18 protein-coding genes are annotated in these 22,985 nt (G+C 48.0%); 4 read left to right on the forward strand and 14 right to left on the reverse strand.

Annotated elements, in window-relative coordinates; translation table 11 throughout:
• Nucleotide 1: 1 nt before the first annotated feature.
• The 14 genes from AACQ93_RS23530 to AACQ93_RS23595 form a co-directional block, all read right to left on the reverse strand.
• Nucleotides 2–709 (reverse strand): transporter substrate-binding domain-containing protein, encoded by a 708-nt coding sequence (locus tag AACQ93_RS23530; protein ID WP_064609344.1) that lies wholly within the window; start codon nucleotides 707–709, stop codon nucleotides 2–4.
• Complete coding sequence (locus AACQ93_RS23535; protein WP_084419431.1) at nucleotides 706–1,854, reverse strand: ABC transporter substrate-binding protein; 1,149 nt, start codon at nucleotides 1,852–1,854, stop codon at nucleotides 706–708. Before AACQ93_RS23535 ends, AACQ93_RS23530 begins: the two co-directional genes overlap by 4 nt.
• Nucleotides 1,851–4,049: an MFS transporter gene (locus AACQ93_RS23540; RefSeq protein WP_064609346.1), complete on the reverse strand. Its 2,199-nt coding sequence runs from the start codon at nucleotides 4,047–4,049 to the stop codon at nucleotides 1,851–1,853. The genes AACQ93_RS23535 and AACQ93_RS23540 overlap by 4 nt, the downstream gene beginning before the upstream one ends.
• A gap of 9 nt (nucleotides 4,050–4,058) precedes the next feature.
• The gene (locus tag AACQ93_RS23545) at nucleotides 4,059–5,213 is read right to left on the reverse strand and encodes a D-alanine--D-alanine ligase family protein (RefSeq protein ID WP_064609348.1); all 1,155 of its coding nucleotides are present in this window, start codon (nucleotides 5,211–5,213) and stop codon (nucleotides 4,059–4,061) included.
• 219 nt (nucleotides 5,214–5,432) lie between these two features.
• Nucleotides 5,433–6,443 (reverse strand): hypothetical protein, encoded by a 1,011-nt coding sequence (locus tag AACQ93_RS23550; protein ID WP_064609350.1) that lies wholly within the window; start codon nucleotides 6,441–6,443, stop codon nucleotides 5,433–5,435.
• A gap of 76 nt (nucleotides 6,444–6,519) precedes the next feature.
• Nucleotides 6,520–9,129, reverse strand: coding sequence for a type VI secretion system ATPase TssH (tssH, locus tag AACQ93_RS23555; RefSeq protein ID WP_064609352.1), 2,610 nt, complete (start codon nucleotides 9,127–9,129; stop codon nucleotides 6,520–6,522).
• Nucleotides 9,130–9,137: 8 nt separating this feature from the next.
• Entirely contained in the window at nucleotides 9,138–10,121 is a 984-nt protein-coding gene (locus AACQ93_RS23560) for a type VI secretion system baseplate subunit TssG (protein WP_064609354.1), read from the reverse strand.
• A complete protein-coding gene (gene tssF, locus AACQ93_RS23565) occupies nucleotides 10,103–11,884 on the reverse strand; it encodes a type VI secretion system baseplate subunit TssF (RefSeq protein WP_064609356.1) in 1,782 nt (593 codons plus the stop codon). Before tssF ends, AACQ93_RS23560 begins: the two co-directional genes overlap by 19 nt.
• Complete coding sequence (tssE, locus tag AACQ93_RS23570; RefSeq protein ID WP_064609358.1) at nucleotides 11,877–12,302, reverse strand: type VI secretion system baseplate subunit TssE; 426 nt, start codon at nucleotides 12,300–12,302, stop codon at nucleotides 11,877–11,879. The genes tssF and tssE overlap by 8 nt, the downstream gene beginning before the upstream one ends.
• The gene (locus AACQ93_RS23575; RefSeq protein ID WP_064609362.1) at nucleotides 12,299–13,657 is read right to left on the reverse strand and encodes a type VI secretion system contractile sheath domain-containing protein; all 1,359 of its coding nucleotides are present in this window, start codon (nucleotides 13,655–13,657) and stop codon (nucleotides 12,299–12,301) included. The genes tssE and AACQ93_RS23575 overlap by 4 nt, the downstream gene beginning before the upstream one ends.
• Nucleotides 13,658–13,705: 48 nt before the next feature.
• Complete coding sequence (gene tssC / locus AACQ93_RS23580) at nucleotides 13,706–15,187, reverse strand: type VI secretion system contractile sheath large subunit (RefSeq protein WP_007462750.1); 1,482 nt, start codon at nucleotides 15,185–15,187, stop codon at nucleotides 13,706–13,708.
• Entirely contained in the window at nucleotides 15,187–15,696 is a 510-nt protein-coding gene (gene tssB, locus AACQ93_RS23585) for a type VI secretion system contractile sheath small subunit (protein ID WP_007462752.1), read from the reverse strand. Before tssB ends, tssC begins: the two co-directional genes overlap by 1 nt.
• A 70-nt stretch (nucleotides 15,697–15,766) precedes the next feature.
• On the reverse strand, nucleotides 15,767–16,300 hold the full coding sequence (locus AACQ93_RS23590; RefSeq protein ID WP_007462753.1) for an Hcp family type VI secretion system effector: 534 nt from the start codon (nucleotides 16,298–16,300) through the stop codon (nucleotides 15,767–15,769).
• A 32-nt stretch (nucleotides 16,301–16,332) separates the two neighbouring features.
• Nucleotides 16,333–17,739 (reverse strand): type VI secretion system protein TssA, encoded by a 1,407-nt coding sequence (locus AACQ93_RS23595; RefSeq protein ID WP_064609364.1) that lies wholly within the window; start codon nucleotides 17,737–17,739, stop codon nucleotides 16,333–16,335.
• 879 nt (nucleotides 17,740–18,618) lie between these two features.
• On the opposite strand from AACQ93_RS23595, the gene AACQ93_RS23600 reads away from it, so the two are divergent.
• From AACQ93_RS23600 to AACQ93_RS23615, 4 genes are all read left to right on the forward strand, one after another.
• The gene (locus tag AACQ93_RS23600) at nucleotides 18,619–20,610 is read left to right on the forward strand and encodes a type VI secretion system Vgr family protein (protein WP_064609366.1); all 1,992 of its coding nucleotides are present in this window, start codon (nucleotides 18,619–18,621) and stop codon (nucleotides 20,608–20,610) included.
• Nucleotides 20,610–21,173, forward strand: a complete 564-nt coding sequence (locus AACQ93_RS23605; RefSeq protein ID WP_064609368.1) for a DUF6931 family protein — start codon at nucleotides 20,610–20,612, stop codon at nucleotides 21,171–21,173. The genes AACQ93_RS23600 and AACQ93_RS23605 overlap by 1 nt, the downstream gene beginning before the upstream one ends.
• Before the next feature lie 8 nt (nucleotides 21,174–21,181).
• Entirely contained in the window at nucleotides 21,182–21,478 is a 297-nt protein-coding gene (locus tag AACQ93_RS23610) for a PAAR domain-containing protein (RefSeq protein ID WP_007462761.1), read from the forward strand.
• Between the two features lie 419 nt (nucleotides 21,479–21,897).
• Entirely contained in the window at nucleotides 21,898–22,920 is a 1,023-nt protein-coding gene (locus tag AACQ93_RS23615) for a GlxA family transcriptional regulator (RefSeq protein WP_157097651.1), read from the forward strand.
• Nucleotides 22,921–22,985 lie beyond the last annotated feature (65 nt).

A 22,985-nucleotide genomic window follows, 5' to 3' on the forward strand; every position in this document is an offset into this window, starting at 1 on the left:
ATTAGTTACCCTTACATTGTTTCGATGCGCGATTAAATTCAGCTAAGAACTGCGGGTATTTCTCAACAAAAGCTTTCGAGAAATACACACCCAGCGGCTGAGACTGAACCCGGGTTTTAGAAATGGCTCGGTAACTGATACCCATCTTTTTGATGGTTTCTTCAATCACCGCATCATTACCCAGGATTGCCCCAACCTCACCATTGAGCATCAGCTCAAGCATGGCTTTTGGCGAGCGAGGATTCTTAGTGACGCGATAACCGTTCTTGTGCAGCCAGAACCATTTGTTGGAGCCGAATAACGCCGCAACTTCAATCTGTCGTTTGAACATTTTGCTGTTAACATCCGTCAGACCTGAAAGCGAAAACCAGCTCCAGTTCTGTTCGGATACAGGAAAAGAATAAACAGCATATTCATCTCGCTTGACGTTATGAGAAGCGAGGAAAAAGCCGTGCTGAGTGCCGACTTCTGTCAGCAACTGAGCCCGGTCCCATCTGGTCATCGTCAGCTGATAAGGCTGTTCCATCACCTTCAGTACACACTTGATCTTTTCGATACCGGAGCCTTTCATCTCTCCGTTTTCCTGATACTGGTAAGGAAACCATTCTTGAGTCGCCAGTAACAGGCGCTCTGGTCGGTTATCAGCCAGAGCTGAGCCACTGGCTCCGGTCAATGTCAGCATCAGAGCAATCGAAAGCCACTGCTTCATAGGTCGGAGGTCTCCATACTCATACCGGCGGCACGAATCATCCCGCCATTATGGGCGTAGATGTCGCTGGCCATTTCAATCAATACAAACGGGATCTGCGCATTAATCCGTTCAGCCTGTTTAAAGCTGATGGAAATATCAGGCGGTGATAGCAAGCCAACTGGCAAAGAGGCTGGCTCTTCACCGTCCCGCAAAATTCGGATGCCGTACAAGGCCGCCTGGTGGGCGTTATTTTCAAAGCTGACACCAACTGACATCAGCGCACTGTTTTCACTGCCGTTTACCGCATCCGGCACTACAGTCAGCATTGGCAACTTGTCAGAAAAGGTGTAGATGTCATCGACACGATCAAGCAGGCTGGAGCTGCCTGTCAGCCAGAGCAAAGAGTTTTCCAACGCAGGATCAGCTGCTTTCATTGCAGCCACCTGACGCTTCATAACAGCCTGCAATGAACTGCCCCGCACACCCTCATCAACTTCTATCGGGAAAACCTGCACACCATGCTGTTCCGCTTCTTCCTTCAGCGGCAAGTACTGCGTCAAATACGCACTGGTATTACTTTTTGCGTACAGGATGCCGATTTGAGTCAGCTCCGGCTTAAAACGGCGCAGGAAACTGAAAGTGATATCAGCAGGCAGGTTCAGTGACGTAAATGCAAAATTGTCACCGCTGGTCTCATAGCTATTTGTCAGGCCAAGCAATACCGGATCTTTGGCATTGACCGACACCACTGGCAGCTTGCCACCTGCATATACCTTATGCATAGCGACAGTTGCTTTAGATCCGACGGTATAAATCAGGTTGGCATTTTCTTCAGCAACCTGAATCCAGCGCTGTAATGTAGCCGGATTATCCGGAAGCAGAAAAATACGGAATGTCGCACTACTCAGCTCTCGGCGAAAGACCGTCAACATGGTTGACAGTGCTGTGTCATAAGAATGAGCTTTACGGGAAATCAGCACCCAAACTTTCGGCTGCTCACCTCGAGGAATGAATGTGACCGAATTACCTGCCGGTTCAATCTTCCAGTCCGCCTGGTGCTGGGTATTTATTTCTTCGCCAAGCCATTGAGGCCAGTTCGCCATTGCAGCCCCCGAGGCCAACAAGCAACAGATAATCAACGACATCAGGTAACGATTGATCATGCCATTACCTCCTGCTTTGCCGGACGGTCAAACAACCACATAGTGACGCCAGCGAAGGCAAAAAAGCCTGCCAGCCCCCAAAACGCAGACTGATTGCCGAAAGACGCGATCAGCTGACCGACCACCACAGATCCCATTACATGGCCAAGGCGTTCAAGGAAGCGATAAGTTGATGCAACAGAGTTGGCACTGTTTCCGGTTGTGGAACTCACTACGTGGGTGACAACCGGTGCATTAATAAAGCCATGGGAGATCCCCATGACAAGCATTGAGGCTGTCGCGACATAAACGGTATAACCGGCATCTTCCAACGCAAAAGCGACGCCAAGCACCACCAGTGACAACGCAGCAATCACATTCCCCAGGCAGAGTGCCCACTTACTCGAACCGAACTTATCAATCAGCGGTGACACTTTGCCGCTGATAAACAACACAGCAAATGCGTATGCCATCAGCACCTGACCGATGCTTTCTTTAGCAACACCTTTCTGGCTCAGCAAAATCGGCACAGCAAACGACACCACACCCGTCAGCATCATCTTCGTCGGAATCCCCACCAGCAGCATAGTGCGAATAAAGGATGGAACGCGGATCAGCTCAGCCGAATCTCGCATCATGGCTTTCAGGTTATCAACCAGAGTGCCTTTATTGCCGCTTTTCGCCTTCATCGAAGGCAGCACCATGCTGAACAGGAACATCAGTCCGCCCACCAGCGCAGACAGCTGGAAGATACCGCTTTCACCCAGCGAATCAGCCAACAGCGCACCAATCGCGGCACCGGAGATAAACCCGGCATTGAAACAAAACACGATAATACCGGCAGCCTGGGTTTTATTAGACTGATCGCTAAAACGCAGGATATAGCCCTGAACGGAAATAAAGATCACCGCCTGGCCAACACCGGACATCAGACGCGCCGCCAACACCGTCACTAAGTGCGAGTCATAAGCCAGCATCAGGCAACCAAAACTCGAAAGCATGATCCCAATGGTCAGCACCCGACGGATATCGAAAATTTCCACCAAGCGAGAAGCAGGCAGCAAGGTCGCGGCAAAGCCGACAAAGTAGACAGTAAAAAAGTACGACGACCAAGCTTCAGTACCGCCATTTTCCAGCGCAACCTGAGTCAGATACTGTGGCAGCACAGGCGCCATCAGTGACTCCATCAGCACTGTCACCAGTAGCAAAGGTTTAATCTGTGCCAGTACCACATCTGAGCGTCGCTTCTTTTTCGACTGACTGAGCAAACGAATAAAGGCAAAACAGATAAACGCACACCCGGCAAACAAGATGGCGAAGTTTTTCAGGATTTGTAACAGCTTAGAAACCAAAGCCTTCGGATGGAATGAAATGGTTACCTTGTTCCCCTTGCTGTCGGCAACCGGGAACTGCGCCACACTTTCAACGGCTGCCATCGCCTGGTCACCCTGACTGCGGGCAATCAGGCGAGACTGACTTTCTACGACAATACCGGATACTTCTTTGTTCGACTGGCGAAAGCTATCAAGCATGGCATCCATGCCACTGACATGGTCAGGATTGATACCTAAAGTCAGTACCGGAGCCAGACGTTGGGTAACAATATTGGCCATGGAGTTAGCTTTATTTTCCAGACCGGATTTATACAGCGCCCCCACCATCATCATCACGCAAACTGACATTGTCAGAAACACCATGCCAAAAGCGGTGAAGTAAATGCGCGGATCGTCACTGCGCAGCACCATGAACACGAATAGCACAACCAAAATCGCAATCAGACCGATCATTGGACGAAAGCTCTCATTGATCGCCTTTTCCACTTCACTGTCACTAAGCAGGATTTCAAGCACACCGACCTGAGCAAACTTATTGCTGAGTGGAATGGTGATCAGACTGCCGTCAAAATCATCGGTAGTGTAGCGGTAAAGTTCTTGCTGGCCGGAGATCACCCGGATGTCTACAACCGAACGATCAGCCTGAACAATCGGTGACAGCACCTTTTCCAGCCCGGCGATATCATGCAGAGGCACGCCGGAGCTCAGGATCTGCTCGATACCGATACGAGCGGCTTCCGTCTGAGCCAGAACCGCATCCCGGCTTTGCTGCTGGTAACTTTTCAGTGCCTGCGCATACCCCACCACAAAAATCAGTGACAGGGAAAGCACCACTAACAGTGCTCCCAGCAAAAGTCGGCTGTATTGCTTAATCGTGTCCAACTACGGCTCCTAGGCTTGCGCCAGTGAATCGAACCGCTCATCCAGGCAATGCGCCACAGTTTGCGGGCGTCTTTCCTTCAGGAACGACAGACGGTTGAAAACCATAGACTGGATCAGGTCGGTGTAGCTCATGTCTTCACGTTTCAGGTCATGACAAACCAGGCTGATCTTATTGCCCTCTGGACGCTTAAGGTCCGGCTTTGGATTGGTCTCCAGTACGTAGAGGTTACCGGCCTTATCCATTCGCAGATCGACGCGAACCAATGTTTGCAGGCCCAACTGACGGAAGATCTTCTGGCCGATTTGAGCCAGTTCACTGCGCAGCGGCTCATCAGATACAGCAATCAGGCGATCCTGAGTGATCGGCTTAACATCCATTGATGTGAAAATTGCCTCACCATCTTCCAATACACGCTCAGTGATCGAAAATGCCAACGGATTAGACAACTGCTCCAGTTTGCCTTGCTTGAATACATACTCACCGGCAACAGCAACGACAAACTCTCGACCGCCAAGGAAGGGTTCGATCATGACTGTGTTGTTGGTAGCCTTGCGAACCTGCTCAACGACACATGCCAACTCGCTGCGATCAAATACCGGGTAAACATGAATCGACGCACGACCGGATACCGGTTTAACAATAAAGCCTTCCGTAAAACGAGCTTCGATCTCATCAATAGCGCGTTGCTTACTTTCACTGGAAAAATCTTCATCAATGCCGACAGTGACAAAAGGTGCGGTTGGCAAACCGGCTGATTTAATTTCGTGTTTGAACAGGTGCTTGTTATCCAGAATACCCGCTGTCATCGGTGAGTGGCCGACATAAGGCACACCGAGCATTTCCAGCGTAGAAGGCAGGTGGCACATGGAGTCAAACCCCTGCAAACCACCACTGTTAGTAATTACTAAATCAATCTGCTTTTCACGAAGGGCATGTGCCAACTGGATATCTTCCGGCAGCACATCAACGTGGCAAAAACCGGACTCACGCAATGCATTGGCAATATCGTGAGCAACCGGCTCGTAAGTTTTGGTTGAACGCGGGCTTAAATTTTCATAGATAAAATTATCGGGTTCTGTTTTTTCGCCACCATGAACAACTGCAATTTTAAGTGAACTTCGTAACCATTGAAGTTGCTGTGGTGTAAATGGATTTTTCTTCACTATCGTACTCAAATCATAAATTCAAAATAATTACTGCTTTTTAATATGCGCTTAAGTTCGTTCTTGTTTTTTATATTTAGTTGCACATCAAATCGTTTTTCAGTTCTTTCGTTATTAACAACTCAAACCGAAAACTGTTACTAAAACTAGCAACAAACCTGTCTCCCCCTTTTTATTTATTACTAAAAAGAGGGAGAAAAGGGTTTTCGAGCAGGCTACTTAATCATAGAGAGCCTCGGCATTAGCCCTAATCGTTGTCTCGGTCTGCTCAAGAAGCTCCTCAAGAAAAGCCATATGAGCACGAGTTTCGAAAGCTGTTTTTTCCATCACTTCACACATCTGGGTTATTTTTTCAATGTAGTGCTTGCTTTCGTGAAAACTCATAGCCAAATCAACATTACTAACCTGCAATTGACCCAGAGCACCCGCTGCTGCCGCTGCTGACGGAATTGTTGCTGCGTGGGCACGTTTAGCATTCACATCGGCTTCCCGGGATTCGAGCATTGCAATGGACTGCTTTAACTTATACAGATTCCTTTGAAGTTTCGGACCAAGCTCTGCGATGTCTTTCGCTTGCCATTTTGCAACCTTACGTTGTGCTTCCCTTGCACCCATTTGCTGCTCAAGTACCGCTTTGTTACCTGATGAGTACTCTTTCTTCTTACGAGCTTTGCGAGCTTCTGTCCCTTTACCACCTAAATAAACAAGACCGCCAACTACTTTTTTGGTAATGCCACCATCTGGAATCAGGCCTAAAGGAAGCATTGCAATTTTTTGAGGGTTCTTCTTAGCAACGCGGAACTGATCATGTAGTTTCCGTCGTGTTTTATATCCACGAGATTGCTGGAATTTTGAATAAGTTGCCGAAGTCTGATCCATAAAATCTTGAGCAGAATGGGCGTTCATCATATAACCAACACGATCACAAGCAGTGGCTTTAACCATTGTTGATGCGTGCATTTTCTGAGCAACAACTCGGCTGATATTCGATGAAAACTTATCTTTTACATTCTGGACAATTTTGGTTCGCTCAAGCTTGGCGGCATTTTCATCAAGCTTAGCCATAGGTTTTTTCAAAACCTCAGAAAGCGGCGTTGAATCAACAATATTTGTTGTTAAATCAACAACATTACCGGCAAGGTCTACGCGATCTTTTAACTTACCCTCGCTACCAGCAAAATCATTGATTCCTTTACCAAAGTCATAAGCTTTACTTAAATTCTCATGCATAAAATATCCTCACGTAGGTAGAAATCCCGCAGAAGCGTCTTAACAAAGATGTACAGCCACGCTTCTGCCAGTTTTCTTAATTAATGGTGGTTTGAATCGAGCCATCACAAATAGTGACAGTAATGTTCGTTACAGGCTTATCCTCACTCATACGAACAATGCATTGAGTTGCCAGCTCTGGCATCAGGGTTCGATTAATGATTTGCTCGATAGCACGAGCACCAGTTTCCGGAGAGTGATTCAGGCCAATCAGGTGCTCGATTAACTCTTCGCTATACGAGAAGCTGGCACCGTAATGGCTACGGACACGTTTTTCGATCCGACCAAGCGACAAGCGTGCAATCTGAGCCATCTCTTCATCGTTAAGCGGGAAGTACGGTACGATAGTCGCACGGCCCAGGAATGCCGGTTTAAAGAAACGCTGCAACTCAGGGAAAATCTCCTGTGTCAGCTCTGGTACTGAAGGGCGGCCATTTGCACAACCATTTACCACCGCGCTGTCTGCCGCATTCGATGTCATGATGATAATGGTGTTGCGGAAATCAATTTCGCGACCTTCACTATCAGAGATCGAGCCTTTATCGAAGATTTGGTAGAAGATGTCATGCACGCCCGGGTGTGCTTTTTCCATTTCATCCAACAGCAGAACAGAGTACGGGTTCTTGCGTACAGCCTCAGTCAGCACACCACCTTTACCGTAACCGACATAACCGGCCGGAGAGCCCAGTAGCATGGAAACTTTGTGCTCTTCTTTAAACTCAGTCATGTTGATGGTCGTGATATTGCGCTCACCGCCATACAGAAGATCAGTCAGTGCCAGGGCCGTTTCAGTTTTACCCACACCGCTCGGGCCACACATCAGGAATACTCCGACAGGTTTACGCGGATCGGTCAGACCGGCACGAGACATACGGATCGCCTGGGAGATCTCGGCAATCGGCGTTACCTGACCAATAACACGCTCGCCAATATGGCTTTCAAGGTGCATCAGGCGCTCAACTTCCTGCTTAAGCATGTTGCCCACCGGAATTCCGGTCCACAGTGAGATCACTTCCGCGATTGTCTGCTGTGTTACCTGCGGCAACACCAACGGTTGTTCACCCTGCATCTCATGCAGCTTTGCCATCTTTTCAGCCAGCTGTGCTTTTTCTTCGTTCAGGCTCAGGTCTTCACCAGCCAGGAACTGCTTATCCAGTTGCGTCTGTAACTCAATGATTTCAGCTACCAGTGCATTTTCCTGTCCCCAGCGAGTTTCCAGCTCATCATGCTGCTGTTTGAGATCTTCCAGACGCTGCTTCGCTTCATCTGTACGACCATCTTCAATCGACCACAGCGCCGCTTCATGAGTCAGAGTCTCGATTTCATTCTCGACATAACGGATCTGCTCGGCGATAGATTCCAGCTGGCGTGGTGTTGCGCTCTGGCTCAGGCCAATACGTGAACATGCAGTATCCAGCAAGCTAATAGCCTTGTCCGGCAGCTTACGCTCCGGCAGGTAACGGACAGACAGTGATACCGCCGCATCAATTGCTTCTTGCATCACTTTAACGTTGTGGTGTTTCTCAAGGCTTTTCTTCACACCACGCAGCATGTGAACCGCATCTTCTTCATTCGGCTCACCGACTGCTACCACCTGGAAACGACGGGTCAGGGCCGCATCTGATTCAAAATACTGCTTGTATTCTGCCCAGGTCGTTGCAGCAAGAGAACGGAACTCACCACGCGCCAGCGCTGGCTTAAGGATATTCGCTGCATCATTCTGACCAGCTGCACCACCGGCACCGATAAGAGTATGAGCTTCATCAATAAACATGATGATCGGCGTCGGCGACTGTTTGATTTCGCTAATTACATCTTTGAGGCGGTTTTCAAACTCACCTTTAATGCTGGCACCCGCCTGAAGCAGGGAAAGATCCAGACTACGAAGCTCAACGTTCGCCAGTGACGGCGGAACATTGCCAGCGACGATCTGTTGTGCCAGACCTTCTACGATAGCGGTTTTACCGACACCAGGATCACCGACCAGGATTGGGCTGTTCTGACGACGGCGGCAAAGAATATCGATAGCTTTGCGGATTTCATCACCACGGCCGGAAATCGGGTCAAGTTCACCGTCTCGCGCCGCCTGAGTCAGGTTCTGCGAGTACTTATCCAACGCTGGTGTACTGATGTCACCGGTTTCGGCATTGACCATGCCCTGGGCAGCGTTTGCCGGGATTTCACTGGGTGTTGTCTGCGCAACCGCCTGACTACGCAACCATTCTGAAGAAAGTGCATTGATCCACTGGCTAAGTACACCGTTATAAGCACCCTGCTCAATACGCTGTTTCAGCACCATCAGCAGGTGGAATTCATTTACAGCCAGTTGTTTGTGATTAAGCGAAGCCACCATCCAGCTGTCTTTCAGCAACTCAACCAACTGCGGAGACAACGATGGAGCGGCATCATTACCTCGCGGCAGACCTGACAGGTGATCACTCAATCGCTCGATGAGGGCTTCATTCGCCATTGATACCTGCTCAACCGCTTTTTGCCAGCCGGATTGCTGCAACAACTGAATGAACCAGTGCTCAGGTTCAATTGAGAAATGACCACGGCTGACACACTCTCCGGCTGCTGCTTCAAGAGATGTTTTCAGGGTTGGCGTCAACCTTTTAACAAGGCTTTGTAATTCAATATTTATCATGACGTTTCCTAACTTGCTGTAAGTGGCATTTCCACAAATTGCTTGGCACCGGACTGGTTATTCATCCATGCAGACTGCCCCACTTTAAGGCCGTGATTACTGTCACTGGTCAGCCTGACACGTGGCAGGTAATGACTGTTAACCTTCATGTAGAGCTTGAATTTGGTGTTCACACCCATGTAGCTACGAACCATATGCTCAATGGCTCGGATCATCTTTTGGTCATTACGAATACTGAGGTAATGACCGTAATCACGAGGACACACTTTGATGTTCAGCTTTTGCCCGGCCATCGGCGTGCTTTTTCCAAGCAGTGCGCCCATCCCTAACTGATTGTTCTGCCCACCGGGTCCCAGCTGACTCAGTGAACAGGGCGTCAGCGGCAGGTATTCAAGTTCACTGCGGTCAATCTCAAACACGGCTTCAAAATAATCTTCAAGCAGCGCTTTAAGCGCCATCGGACAAGTCAGTTTTAGGCCCAGCAAACCGGTGTACTGGATCATGTGTTGCTTAGGCAAAGCATTGGTGCCTTCACCCAATCCGCACAGGCTCGACAGCATTTCTGAAACTGACAGCTGATGGCGATTCCAGTTGAATGTCTCTTCTTCCAGCTGAGCAGTGAGGTCATGCTTGAGCTCAGTCTGGCAATACAACCTGAAATAGCGGTTATTAAAGGTGTCAAAGAAATCGATCGGCGCTTCATCACCCAAATCGAACTTCGCACTCAGGGCCTGACGGAACATAGCCCGTGGCATAACGCCCTGATTACCTGTCAGTGCGGTCAACGGCGTTTTCAGTACATATTCCTGCCCCTGGCCAGCAAAAACCTGAGTCACCTCTGTACGGTAGTGAGCCGGAAGCAACTCAGCACTGAAACGTACCGACGGACGGATACCTGCACGCTCAGCCCGGTGCTTAAAAAGCTGCCAGGCTCTGCTGAGTTCAGCCTTGTACTGCGTGCTCGCCAGACGATTCAGAGCAGATTCTTGCATCCGGTTCTCCTTGGGAAAGCCATATACAGACCGTCCTGACCCTCAAGCCGGATATCGACTTGGGTAAAACTGTTGAAGCCGGCGAAATAAGCAAAGAAGTGATCCAGCAGGTGACTGAACAGGGCAATGCCGCCGTTCACATTCGTCGGATCCAGTGTCACTATGATTTTTGTGCCGTAAGCAAAACAGGTTTTTCCCGACACGCGGATCGGCGCGACTACCTGTTCCTGATCAATACCGACAATCGACTCGATATAGACATGGTTCTGCGAGCTCTGACTATGGTTATAAAGATCAAAAACATTCTTCAGCGTCGACTTTGGATCGTCAGTTCCAAGAATTGCGTGGTAGTTGAAATGCAAATGGCATAGCAGCGCCCAGACATTCTTATTGGAATCTTTACTACGCACAGGCAGTGACGGGCGGCGAAGCAACTGCATTGTTGCTGGAATCGTCAGGGATTCTCGACATTCGACTTCGCTGGTCACCGGCAGGTGACTTGCTTTAATACCGTTGGTCACTGTGGCATTAACGACCCAGGTGCGCGGCTGACTGTCAGCACTGATATGACTAAGGTCAGCCACCTTCAGCCCACTGTCGAGCACACCACGTTCATGCATTGTCTGCATCAGTTGCCAGCGCAAGCCACTGTTGGCTCCACGGTATTTTTCACCATAGATTTGCGGGATTTCAATTGGCTCTGCATCGGTAACATCCAGCACCTGATCGACGGCAAACAGCTCAAGATCACTGCCCTGATTGGCATCAAGGACGATAGGGTACTGCTTCTTGAAAAAGTCGATCTCAACCGGATCCGACACCATCTGGTGCAGATTCACCAGCGGCGTCGTAAACAGGGAAAAGTGCTGAGCTGAAAGACTGCGTGCCAGATCAACACTGAGTTCATCAACGAAGATCTGTAACTTAAACTGATGCCCGGTCACACGCTTCAGCGCCTGACCCAGCTCGAAGCGAAAGCCGTTGAAACGCTCAGAGAACATGAAAAATTCAGTCAGCAGCTTAAAGCCGCCAAAGCTCGCGGCCTGATACGGAAGAATAGTCTCTTCCACATCAAAACCGATTGGCTGCATCGCCTGGCGTCCCAGTTCTGTACACTCACCGTTGGCACATAAACATATTTGAGAAACGCCCTGAGAAAGCAGATCATAAAGACGCAGTGCAAAATGAGTTTCACCTTTCAGGTGCAATTTGAGCATGTCGATTGGCAGCTCAGACAGCTCAATACCTTCATCCATTGCAGAAATAGAAAGCTCAATAAGAGCTTTGGCGTTTTCCGCCCCGCGTGGCTTTGCCTGCTCAAACGGTGCAAAAGCCACACTGACCTGCTCGATCTGTAGAGGCAACAGATCAACATTTTCAGTCGTGCGGAAAGCCGCACTTTCGCCCTGCTCATCACGAACTTCAAATTCTGTACCGGCCGGGATTTGATGAACGGCGTTTGCGTCATCATTCATCTCAAAATCAAGCATGCTGTATGACGGGATCGGACGCAGGTAATGCGGAAACAACAGGCTGATCAAACTTTCGGTCAGCTCAGGAAAAGATTCATCCAGGCGGTGCTGCAGCTTACCGTTAAGCAGTGCCACACTCTCAATCAGGCGTGCAACCTGAGGATCGTCGATACTGTCCTTGCTGATGCCAAGTGAACGGGCTGCACCAGGATGACGCTCGGCAAATTGCGAGGCTTCTTCCCGGATGAAACGCAACTCCTGCTCAAAATAAGAGAGAAAAGTATCAGACAAGATTCGACTTCCTTACATCTAATTTGTTACTGCTCAGGTCGAGAAAAGAATCCAGCACGATCGCTTCATCACCCTGCCGGGTTTCCATAACCGCAGAGATACGAAAGCGAAGCTGATTGTGGCTTTCAGATGATTCCTGAACGTCAATATCTACCTGACTTAGCCTCGGTTCATAACGGCGGATCAGATCGGTAATTTCAGCCACCAGCACATCACTGCTCGATTTACTTTGTGAACGGGTCACGTTACGGATCCCAAGGTGTGCAATAGTGTCAGAGACTCCGGTCTCATCCCCGGCACCCTGCGGCCAGATCGGGGCACGGCATGAGATCAACGAACAAACGTTGTCGATAATGGCATCTCGCGCACTATCCACATCATCGCTCCATGTTCGGGTTAGTTTTGCCATCAGACTCATGACGCCTGCCCCACTTCCTCACCGGATACCGCGGTGGTCAGCACCACCTGCGCATCCATCATTTCAAACTGGTACTGAGGCTGAAGCATGATTTGGCACATATAACGGGTCTTATCATGCGGCGCTTCTTCAATACGCACTTCACACGCTTTCAGTGGATAGCGCGCCATGATGGCATCTTCGCCGTAATCCACTTCACTGATATAGTTCTGCAGCCAGCGTTCCAGGCTGCGTTTACAATCATCCACACTGTCATAACGACCAATCTGATCGCGGATCTGTGACTTGATGTAATGACCAAAGCGGCATGCCATTAAGTTGGTCTGCAACATACCCAGCAGCTGGGAAGCCTCATCCGGCGCTTTCCAAACCGATTGATTACTGAAGAATCCCTTCTGACCACTGAGATACAAACTACAAAGCGGTACAAAACCCTGTTCAGACCAGAATCCGTCCTCTTCGCTGTAAATATCGACTTTGGCTGTCAAATCAGGCTGACGGACAATGGCACCATGCGAGCCGTATTCGTCGTAAGAACGCAGGAAACCGAACCAGCTGATACGGTCAAACTCACTGATCACATTGGCAGCCAGCAGGTAAGCACTGTTTCCCCACAAAGCGTTTTCACGCTTATTGAGTTCGTTGAACAAAAAGCCGGCTGCGTATTGCTGATATGGCTCTCGTAACAGATATTCAGGCAGCACCAGATGGAGAAAGCGCGCTGACGCTTTATCTCGCAGCAACTGCCAGGAAAGAAAGTCACGGCTTTCAAGAATACGTTCGGCACGAGCACCGTCATGAAGCTGGCGATTAGGATCATCGCCGAGGAAAAACTCATCCACGCCCATCACTACCGGGCATAAGGACATCTCACCGAGTTCTGATAGCAGTTGCAGCGTATAGAGATCGTCGTGATCTGCATCCTCGCCGTAATCTGAGGTGACTTTATGATCAACCAGCACCAAGCCAAACGGCGTACCACCGGCAGTATCAAATTCGTTGGAATACAACTTTTTGAACAGCGCGGTCTGTTTGATATCAAACGAGTAATTCAAGTCGTTCGATACCATGTGCCAGCTCAGATCCAGCAGCTTTACTTTTACTCGACGCTGGGAAACAGGCAGTGAAGTCAGGGACTCCAGACCAAGCCAACTGGCTTCCAGCTGTTTGAAATGCTGATGTTGAATCACTTCCGACAGCTGTTCGCTAATCACCGAATCCAGACCGGCAATCAGTTTGGTCAAAAGCGCTTTGAATTGGATCGTCGAATCCCCCCGGGCAAGCGACAGCAGCTCACGCCAGGGTAACTCAGCAAGCAAAGTTGAAATCGACGTTGATTGATTATGAGTATGCATCGACGGTCCAATTCAAAACCATTCGGGGACATACATCCCCGAATCGTATTAACCAGGAATATTTGCCACCATCCGAAGAGAGGTAGACAGTTCTTCCATTTGCAGCCATGGGCGAAGGTATGCCACAGCAGAGTAAGCACCCGGGCGACCCGCCTGCTCTTCAACTGTCACTTTCGCTTCAACCAGAGGATGGCTAGCTTTTGCATCGTTACCGATCGCATTCGGGTTCACGTACTGGTCAATCCAGGTAGTCAGTTCTTTTTCAACGTCATTTGGATCCAGGTTTGAACCGATACGGTCACGACCCATTACCTTCAGGTACTGTGCAATACGGCTACTAGCCATGGTGTATGGCAGACGTGCAGAAATTGCTGCGTTCGCCGTTGCATCAGGATCGGTATAAGTCTTTGGTTTATGAGTCGTCTGAGCACCCATGAACACTGCATAGTTGGTGTTCTTGTAGTGAACCAGCGGCAAGAAGCCCAGGTCACTCAGCTCTTTTTCACGCTCATCAGTCAGGTTCACTTCTGTCGGGCACTGCTGAAGAAGATCACCGGCATCCGAGTAGTAAGTAAAGTTAGGCAGGTTCTCTACCTTACCGCCGTTGTCAGTACCGCGAATTGCAGTACACCAACCGTACTTGGTATATGCCTGAGTCAGCAGAAGGCCGAATTCATAAGCAGCATTACTCCAAACGAAATCTTTGTCTGAGCTAACAATCTGCTGACCGTTTTCACGAGTCTTCAGCTCTTCAAAGTCGAAAGATTTCACAGGCACAGTTGCAGAGCCATATGGCAGACGAGCAATTGTCTTAGGCAGCGTCAGAGCAACATAGCGGGAATCATCGCTTTCACGGAAAGCATTCCAGCTTGCATATGCAGGAGAATCAAAACCGGCAGCAACAGGCTTACCATCTGCGAATGTCGCAAATGAGTTGAAATCAAACATGCTAGCGTTTGCTGCAGCGATAAACGGAGCGTGTGACGCAGAAGCCACTTCACCCATGTAGCGAAGCAGGGCAACGTCTTCGTCACCGTAGCCAAATTCGTAGTCACCAATCAGGGCACCGTATGGCTGACCGCCAGCTGTACCGAATTCTTCCTGGTATACCATGGTGAAGAAGCGGCTGCGGTCGATTGCTGGCGCATCTTCGAACTGCTCCAGCAGCTCATCCTTGGTGTAGTCGGCCATCTTGATCTTCAGATCAGGGCCAAGCTCGCTGTTCTTAACCAGTTTCTGCATTCCCAGCCAGGTACCTTCCAGCTTCTGGAAGTCGCCGTTTTGCAGAACGGCAGACAGCTGCTCTGAAATTTTGCTGTCGATTGCGCTGATAGCTTGTTCAATCGTCAGGGTCAGGTTCTTATCCCAGGTCACCGTACCGTCAAGCGCCTGAGACGTCAGAATGCTCAGCAGCTCTTTGGTTGTATCTACCGGTGTTTGAGCCGTTGCAGTAATGGCACGATCAAGAAAGCTCAGTGACGCTTCAGCTTCTGCTGCGCCCTGGGCAGCAGTTTGTTGTTCAGTAGACATTATTCAGCTCCCTCTTTGTTCAGACCAAGCTCTTCAGCCAGACCCTGAATAGCATCAGCACTTTGCAGTACTTCTTTCAGCAGGCGTTCCAGATCACGGGAGCGATCCGCTTTACTCAGCAGCACTTTCAGTTGGTTACGGGTTTCCACCAGTTGCTTCAGCGGGTCGATCTGCTCAACCAGATTTTCAGGGTGGAAGTCTTTCATTGAGCGGAAGCTCAGATTTACTTCAAACTGGCTGTCGTCATTCGCCAGTTTGTTATCGACTTTGTATGAAAGGCGCGGATGGACTTGGCCCATCACTGTATCGAAGTTGTCCTTGTCGATACCTGTGAACTCGCGCTCTTCAAGATCCACTTTTTCAGATTCTGGTTTGTGGCCCGAGAAGTCACCGATCACGCCTACGACAAACGGCAGTTCCTTCGTCTCTACTGCGCCATTCGTTTCAACATCATAAGTGATGCTGACGCGGTTCTTGCTGACGCGCTTATGTTGTGAGTTCAATGCCATAACGGTGTCCTAGTTAAGAATTTTTCTATCGCTAAACAGGCACACCACACGAGGTGGTGTGCCAAAGGTGTTATTTAGCACCTGAAGTCATTTTGCCGGTCGGCAGGTTGTAAGTAACGATACCGCCAGAAACCATCTCACCACCTTCCTTCTCGTAGTGGTGCTTCTGAGAAATATCTACGTAAGACAGAGAAAGGCTTTCGTATGGCTGAGAACCGTCAGAACCGCTTACGTTGTAAGACACTAGACGAGCATTCTTCAGCATTACCTGGAAGTAAACGTCTGCGCCCTGGCCGTCGCTTGAAGGCTTAGTGAATGCAATCTCAACAGTACGGCCTTCTTTACCTGGGTTGAACAGGAAAGACAGCAGGTCTTCTGACGCACCGTCAACTTCTTTAGATACGTTAACTTCGCTCAGAGCAACCATGCCTGAGTCAGCGTTGTTACCGTTACCGATATCCATCGCTACGTTACGTACACCACCCCATGAGTAAGATTTGATTGCAAACCAGCCTTCCTTTTTACCCTGTTCAGTTTGCAGCTCTTCGATTGTTGCACCGCCTTTAACGTCAAGACCGTCAACACGCATGTAAATACTTGCCATAATTTTCTTTCCTTAATTTCTCACAAAGATACTCACCAACTCAGAGCTGTTAAGCCTGATGATGTGCTGTTGTCACTTTGTTGTTTTGATGGAGTATCAGCACTGGAAGATTCTGATACCTGAGCTTCAACACTTGCCTCCACAGGAGCAGGCTGAGCCTCAGCAGGCGCTGAAGAGTTTCTAATGTCAGCAGCGGGAATCCCGACATCCGGTAACAAAACCTGATCGAGATGGTTAAGCCCTGCGGCATTAAAAATATTGCTTAAATTGTCACCGTCCTGTTCTGCCATCATTTCCTGCAGCAACTCAGGCAATGACATATAACCCCAGCGAATCGCCTTCTCAAGAAGGAAGGAGACTGGGCTGTGTGGCTCACTTTGACGGAAGAAATCAGACACTTCGCGTAACAAATGAAAGGCCAAGTCGCGATTCATATTGTTCGCTTGTGCGATTTGAGAAAGGTTGCCGGCGCTGAGTGTCAGTGGCGTACCCTGCTCGGCAGGAACCGTATTAACCACCGCATTAGCCATCGTATTCACCATAGCGGCTTCGGCCGTCGGTGCAGGCTGAACAGATTCAACCGTCGTAGCTTCGGTCTTTTGCTCTGCCACCGGATTCTCCGTTTTCGGGGTAACTTTCATTCCCGACAATTGCTGAAGTGCATTGTCGAACTTGGTGAAAAGTGTTTTCAGGAAGGTAAGATTTGCGGCCTGAACACCAGCGGCCTGAGCTTTAAGTCTGACAACATTGCCCAGACGTTCGATTTGCTCTAGGCAGCGAGCTGAATTTTCCAGCTTGTTCTGAATTGCGCTGCGCTCATGAGCAACCATGCTGCTAACCTGTTGCTTAAGCTGGCTAACTTCGCCTTTACGTTCAGCACTTTGATAATCAAAGAAGCTTACATCGCCGATCAATGGCAACAGTAATAAAGGCGCATACAACAAAGTACTCTCTTCACTTTCTCCCGCTAACTGGAAGAATGCTTTAACCTTTGCTTCTGCCTGCTCAGCCTGTTGACCGGACTCGCTGTCACTTTTCAGCTTGGCGGTCGGTAAAACCGGGTTTAACTCATCCCAGTTTTGTTCAATAAGATCCGCCAGCCAGTTAAGGCTGTTAGCTGTGCTGTCTAAGGAGTTATCCAGCACCACCTGCGAGGCAATGAACCAGGCGATTAGTTCAATATCTCTGGTGACATGACGAAAATTATTCATCAGGCTTTCCGACAGCACATTCCAGTTCTGCAGGTTTTCTTCCTGCAGCTGTTCAATTTCTTCGCTGCTCGGGTTTTGGCTTAACTTTCGTAAAGATGTTTGCGCAACGTTAAATTCGTTTCTCAGTGGTCGGAAGGCTCCCCGATCCGCTTTCAAATAAACGCCGCATGCTGACGCCTCATTAATCGGAGTCAGTAACTCAGAAATATATTGCTGTGAGAAAAGCATTCGGACCTGCTTTGTTATTCTTCTTATATCACCTGAATAATGTTTCAGATGAAATTTCCTTGGGATAAAAAAGGCTGCTACTACATCAACTCTGCACTTGTAATGGTTTTATTTAATTCAGAGTCCAATGTCATTCCAATCAGGATAAATTATCTACACTAAAAATATTTGTTCGAGTCACCATGACTTATAGCCAAATAAAAGAATGTAATGTTAGAGCTTGCTAATTTAGCAAGGCTTTAATAATTCATATTTTTAATGCTTATACAATAACGTTCACTTCGATCTTATTTTACGAATTAAATGAAGCGGACAACTGCAAAGACATATTTTCGACACGTTTAAACTTTAACTGTTCTGAATGTAATCCGATGAAACGTATCATTACGAATTGTTGATTCACCACGATTATATCTATCACCCAAGCATTAAAAAGGGGGCATTTATGCCATCTAAGGGTGTCAGTTTTGACGCATTATTTTGTCATACAAGCAAATCAACATGCAGCACTAAACAATGATGCATATATATTTAAACACCCACATACCACTTTAGGGTTACCACCTATTCAAACTACAAATTAGAACTTTTGCTCTACTTTAAATTGCCATTTAAATATATCTTTAGTAACTTTTAACTTAATCTAAAGGCTGAATAGAAATCACATCGATATTTCTTGAATTTAATTGCAACAGGAAATAGATTAATTACGCAATCAGCCCTAATTAATTTAGACCTGTACTGGATTAAGATAATTACTACACCTTTCATGTCATATTTCATTACTCAACAGAGTGTTTATTGGCGAGCAGGTTTCTTAATGGCAACAGCTAATTTAGAAACATTGACTGTGTTTTACAGATAGGAATTACGACGAATATGGCCAATAGCAAATTGCTTTATCAATCTCGTCCTTTGACCGTCAAGCTCGCAGATAACAAGAGTTATGTCGTAACCCAGCTTGAGTGCAAAGAATCAATTTCACACGGTACGCATTTATCTCTATCTGTTGCGTCAAACGATGAAATTGGCGACAAAGTGCTGGGTAAAGTCATGAACGTGACTTTTGAACAAGCCACCGAAACCCGACATTTCCCTGGTTTGGTAACCAGCCTCGAACTCATCGGCTATAGCACAGAGAAAGAATTGTTCTTCTATAGTATTCAGGCTGCAGATCCACTCTCATTACTGGCTTTTCGCCATAACCGCCAGATATTCCAGAAGATGACAACCCGCCAGATCATTGAAAAACTGTTGGGTGAGTCTGATTTTAAAAGTCACTTCAAGTTCTCGGTTTCCGGTAACGGCAGTAAACATGAATACTGTGTACAACTTGATGAAACCGATCTGGCATTCGTACAACGACTGTTAGCATCCGAAGGCTGGCACTACCATCTTGATAATAAGGGAAGTAAGCCCGTCATTGTCATTGCAGATTCAAACCAATCATTTGATGCAATTAAAAGTAGTACGATTCACTACCTCGACGGCTCTGGCGATACAGCGAGAGTTGTCAGCGAATGGACGAAAAAAGCCAGTATCGGCACAGCTAAAGTCTCGCTGGCCGATCATACACAAGCGCTGGCTGAAGTCTTCGAGAGTGGCGAAAGAAAGAGTGCCTTTAATCACTCCCCGACCGGCCTGAGTGCTTATCATTTCGGCAATGGTTTTGAAGATAAGAGTGAAATCCGCTCTGCGGTAAAGCGCCAGATGGAAGCCATGGATGTCGATAAAAGTACGGCAAGTTCCAGCTCTCATATCGCCGCCCTGTCCAGCGGGAAAAAATTCAAACTTGCGAAGCACCCGGTCAGTAGCTTCAATCAAGAATATGTGGTCACGCAAATCACGCATTCCATTGTCTGCGAAGAGTCAGGCAAACAGGTACTTTATAAAAATCATTTTCAGTGCCTGCCTGCATCTTCTCCTTATCGGCCAACTCCGATCATCAAACCGAGAGTTCATAGTGTCCATACCGCTACGGTAACTGGGCCGAAAGGCGAAGAAATTTACCGCGATAAGCTCGGTAGAATTAAAGTGCAGTTCCACTGGGACAGGCTGGGCAAGAAAGATGAAAACACATCCTGCTGGCTGCCAGTCTCTCAGGGGCTTGCCAGTAAAGGATTCGGCATCCAGTTTATCCCTCGGGTCGGGGATGAAGTACTCGTGCAATATATTGATGGTGATCCGGATCGTCCGGTTGTTGTCGGCTCAATCTACAACAAGGCAAACGCAGCCCCCTACTCGGCGGCAACACAAAGTGGGCTCAAAACCCGCTCAACACCGAAGGGCAGCAGTAAACAGGGCAATGAGCTGCGGTTTGAAGATCAAAAAGACAAAGAGCAGGTTTTTCTGCATGCCGAGAAAGATTTGGTACTTGATATCAATAATGACTGCACGGCAACAGTAAAAGGTAAGACATTAACCAAAATTGAAAAAACGGCCACACTGACAGCTAAAGAAGATATTGCGATCAGCACTGAGAAAACCTTTAAAGCGAGCAGCAAAGAGAATCTGTCAGCCAATAGTGACAAGAATCTAGAGCTTGAGGCAGGTTCCGATATGGCGCTGAAAGCGAAATCTTCTGTCACTGTTGATGGCAGCAAAGTATCGATTACCGGCAAGAGTAAAATCGAGCTGAAAGTTGGTGCCAGCAAGATCGAAATCAGCGCCAGCGGGATCAAAATCGATGCACCACAAATCGCTATTAATGGTAAGGGCAAAGCCGAAATGAAAGCCGCAATGGTAAGTGTTGAAGGTCAGGGTAAAGCCGATTTGAAAGGCGCGATGGTAACAATTAATGGCAGCGCAATGACCCAAGTTAAAGCCGGAGCCATGGTACAAATTCAAGGTGCAATTGCAAAGATCAACTAATGAAATTACTTAAAGTCCCTTATCAGAATGCCCAGGACATCTTAAAGCTGTATGCGCCAAACGCACCTTTTTGTGAACTGGCACAGGAGAGCACAACACCGCAGGCGTTGATTGAAGCCGCAATGGCAATTGAGCTTTTTGCGGATGCCATTACTTACCTTGCCCATGCATTACCGGTACGTGAAGCTGTATGGTGGGCCTGCTGCTGTGCTGCAAGCCGGAATGACTGGAAGGAAGATGAATGGAATGCTATCCGGGCAGCTAAAGCATGGGTACATACGCCGGATGAAACCAGTCGTCGATTTGCTGAACAGATGGCAGAAATCGCCGGATTGGAATCTGGAGCTGGATGGAGTGCTCAGGCAGCCTTCTGGAGTGGCGGCAGTATGACCAAGCCAGAAGAGCCAGTTGTCCCGCCACCTGAATACCTTTACGCACAGGCCGTCGCAGGCTGCATTAACCTGACAGCAGTATTACCGGATGGTGAAGAGGCCAAAGAACGTTACAGCAACTTTGTCGACATTGGTTTAAATATCGCCATGGGCGGAAACGGACAAATCTAGGAGAGAACATGTTACCTGCCGCACGCGCCACTGACATGCATATGTGCCCGATGCAAACACCGGCAGTGGTTCCTATTCCCCATGTGGGTGGTCCGCTACTCCCTATGCCGACAACAGTACTGATTGGCAATTTACCGGCAGCCACTATGGGACAAATGTGCGTCTGTGTCGGCCCGCCTGACAGCGTCGTAAAAGGAAGTGCAACGGTTCTGATAAATAATAAACCTGCCGCTCGAATGGGAGACCTGACCGCTCACGGCGGTACTATTGTAATGGGTATGCCAACCGTTCTTATTGGAGGTTAAGATTGGTTGTTGAATTTACAAACACAACCATGATTATCAAGCCCAGTGAATGTAATAAGTCTCTATAAAAGAGTTCCCAATGCGCAAGATAATGAGACAGCTTATCCGGGTTCCCCACCCCCAGCTTTCTTGCAAAATGCACTAAAAATCGCCACCCAAAAGTAGAGTAATCAATCTAACAACGAATACACAGATTTGGTAAAAACCCAAAATTAGAGTAATGAATCTACTATATGTTGTTGTTTATTAATGATAAGCGATCATATCAACACCAATGCAATTCATTTCATCTTCGAGTTTGCTATTCCGTCATAGCGTGCTGTTGCATTGGTGGTTTTAGAAAAGTTGATAAAACATGATTGGTGTTTACCCCTGCGTTTTTTCATTATCAAATGGCGTTATTATGAGGGGAAAAAGCCTTGGGACTAAATCACAATAACAATATTGAAAAACCATTACACATTACTGCTCTTGCATTTCCGGGATTTCCGATGACCTCACTGACAGGTCCATTGGAAATGTTATCTGCCGCTTGCCAACTGGCGAAATTATCCCCACCGGAAATCACTATCGTCACCGTTGATGATTCTGACGTGCAGGGCATTGGGGGACTGACTTTACACCCGACATCAAAAATTACTGATGTAAAAGACACAGATATTTTGCTGATCAGCGCGATTGGCGATCCCAATGAACATATCGATAAATGCACCAGCGCGACGTTTGAGTGGATAAATTCACTTAGCAAGCAGGCCCAGTTTACTGTTTCCATTTGTACCGGTGCTTTCTTGCTGGCCAGAGCCGGTGTTCTGAACTACCGAACTGCCACAACACACTGGATGTATGCTGATCTATTTCGCGATAACTATCCCAAAGCGACATTGGTGACAGATCAACGTTTCACCCAGGATAATAATGTGCTGTGTACTTCGGGCATTCACTCACACGACAAGGCAATCCTTGCTGTTATTGAAGGACTGTGGGGAAGTGAACACAAGACCCTATGCGAACAGTATTTCTACGGAAAAGAGCTGGTGCCGGAGCATGGCGGTGATAATACCTTCAGGCCTTACAAACAGCACAGCGATGCTCTGATTTTTAAGCTGCAAGACTGGATGCACAACCAAGACGTAACTCAGCTAAGCGTGTCTGAATGTTCTAAGCAATGTCACTTAAGTGAGCGGCAAATGAAGCGCAGATTTAAAGCCGCAACAAATGAAACACCAATGGCGTACATCCAAAGAATTAAGATTAATCACGCTAAAGATAAGCTGCATACTACCAACCTGACAATTGAGCAAATCAGCAATCTGGTTGGTTATGACGACACAAGGCATTTTCGTCAGCTTTTCAAAAAGTTCTATGACATGACGCCGTCAGATTACCGAAAGTCAGCGATTAAACCTTCATCACAGGTTTATAGCCACGCATCCATTCACTAACAGTGTCTTAATATCAAAGTGTCATCCTGAGAAAGGATGACACTTCATTTCAGACAATAACGGCC

Source organism: Photobacterium sp. J15, from assembly GCF_963870815.1.
Lineage (GTDB): Bacteria > Pseudomonadota > Gammaproteobacteria > Enterobacterales > Vibrionaceae > Photobacterium > Photobacterium marinum.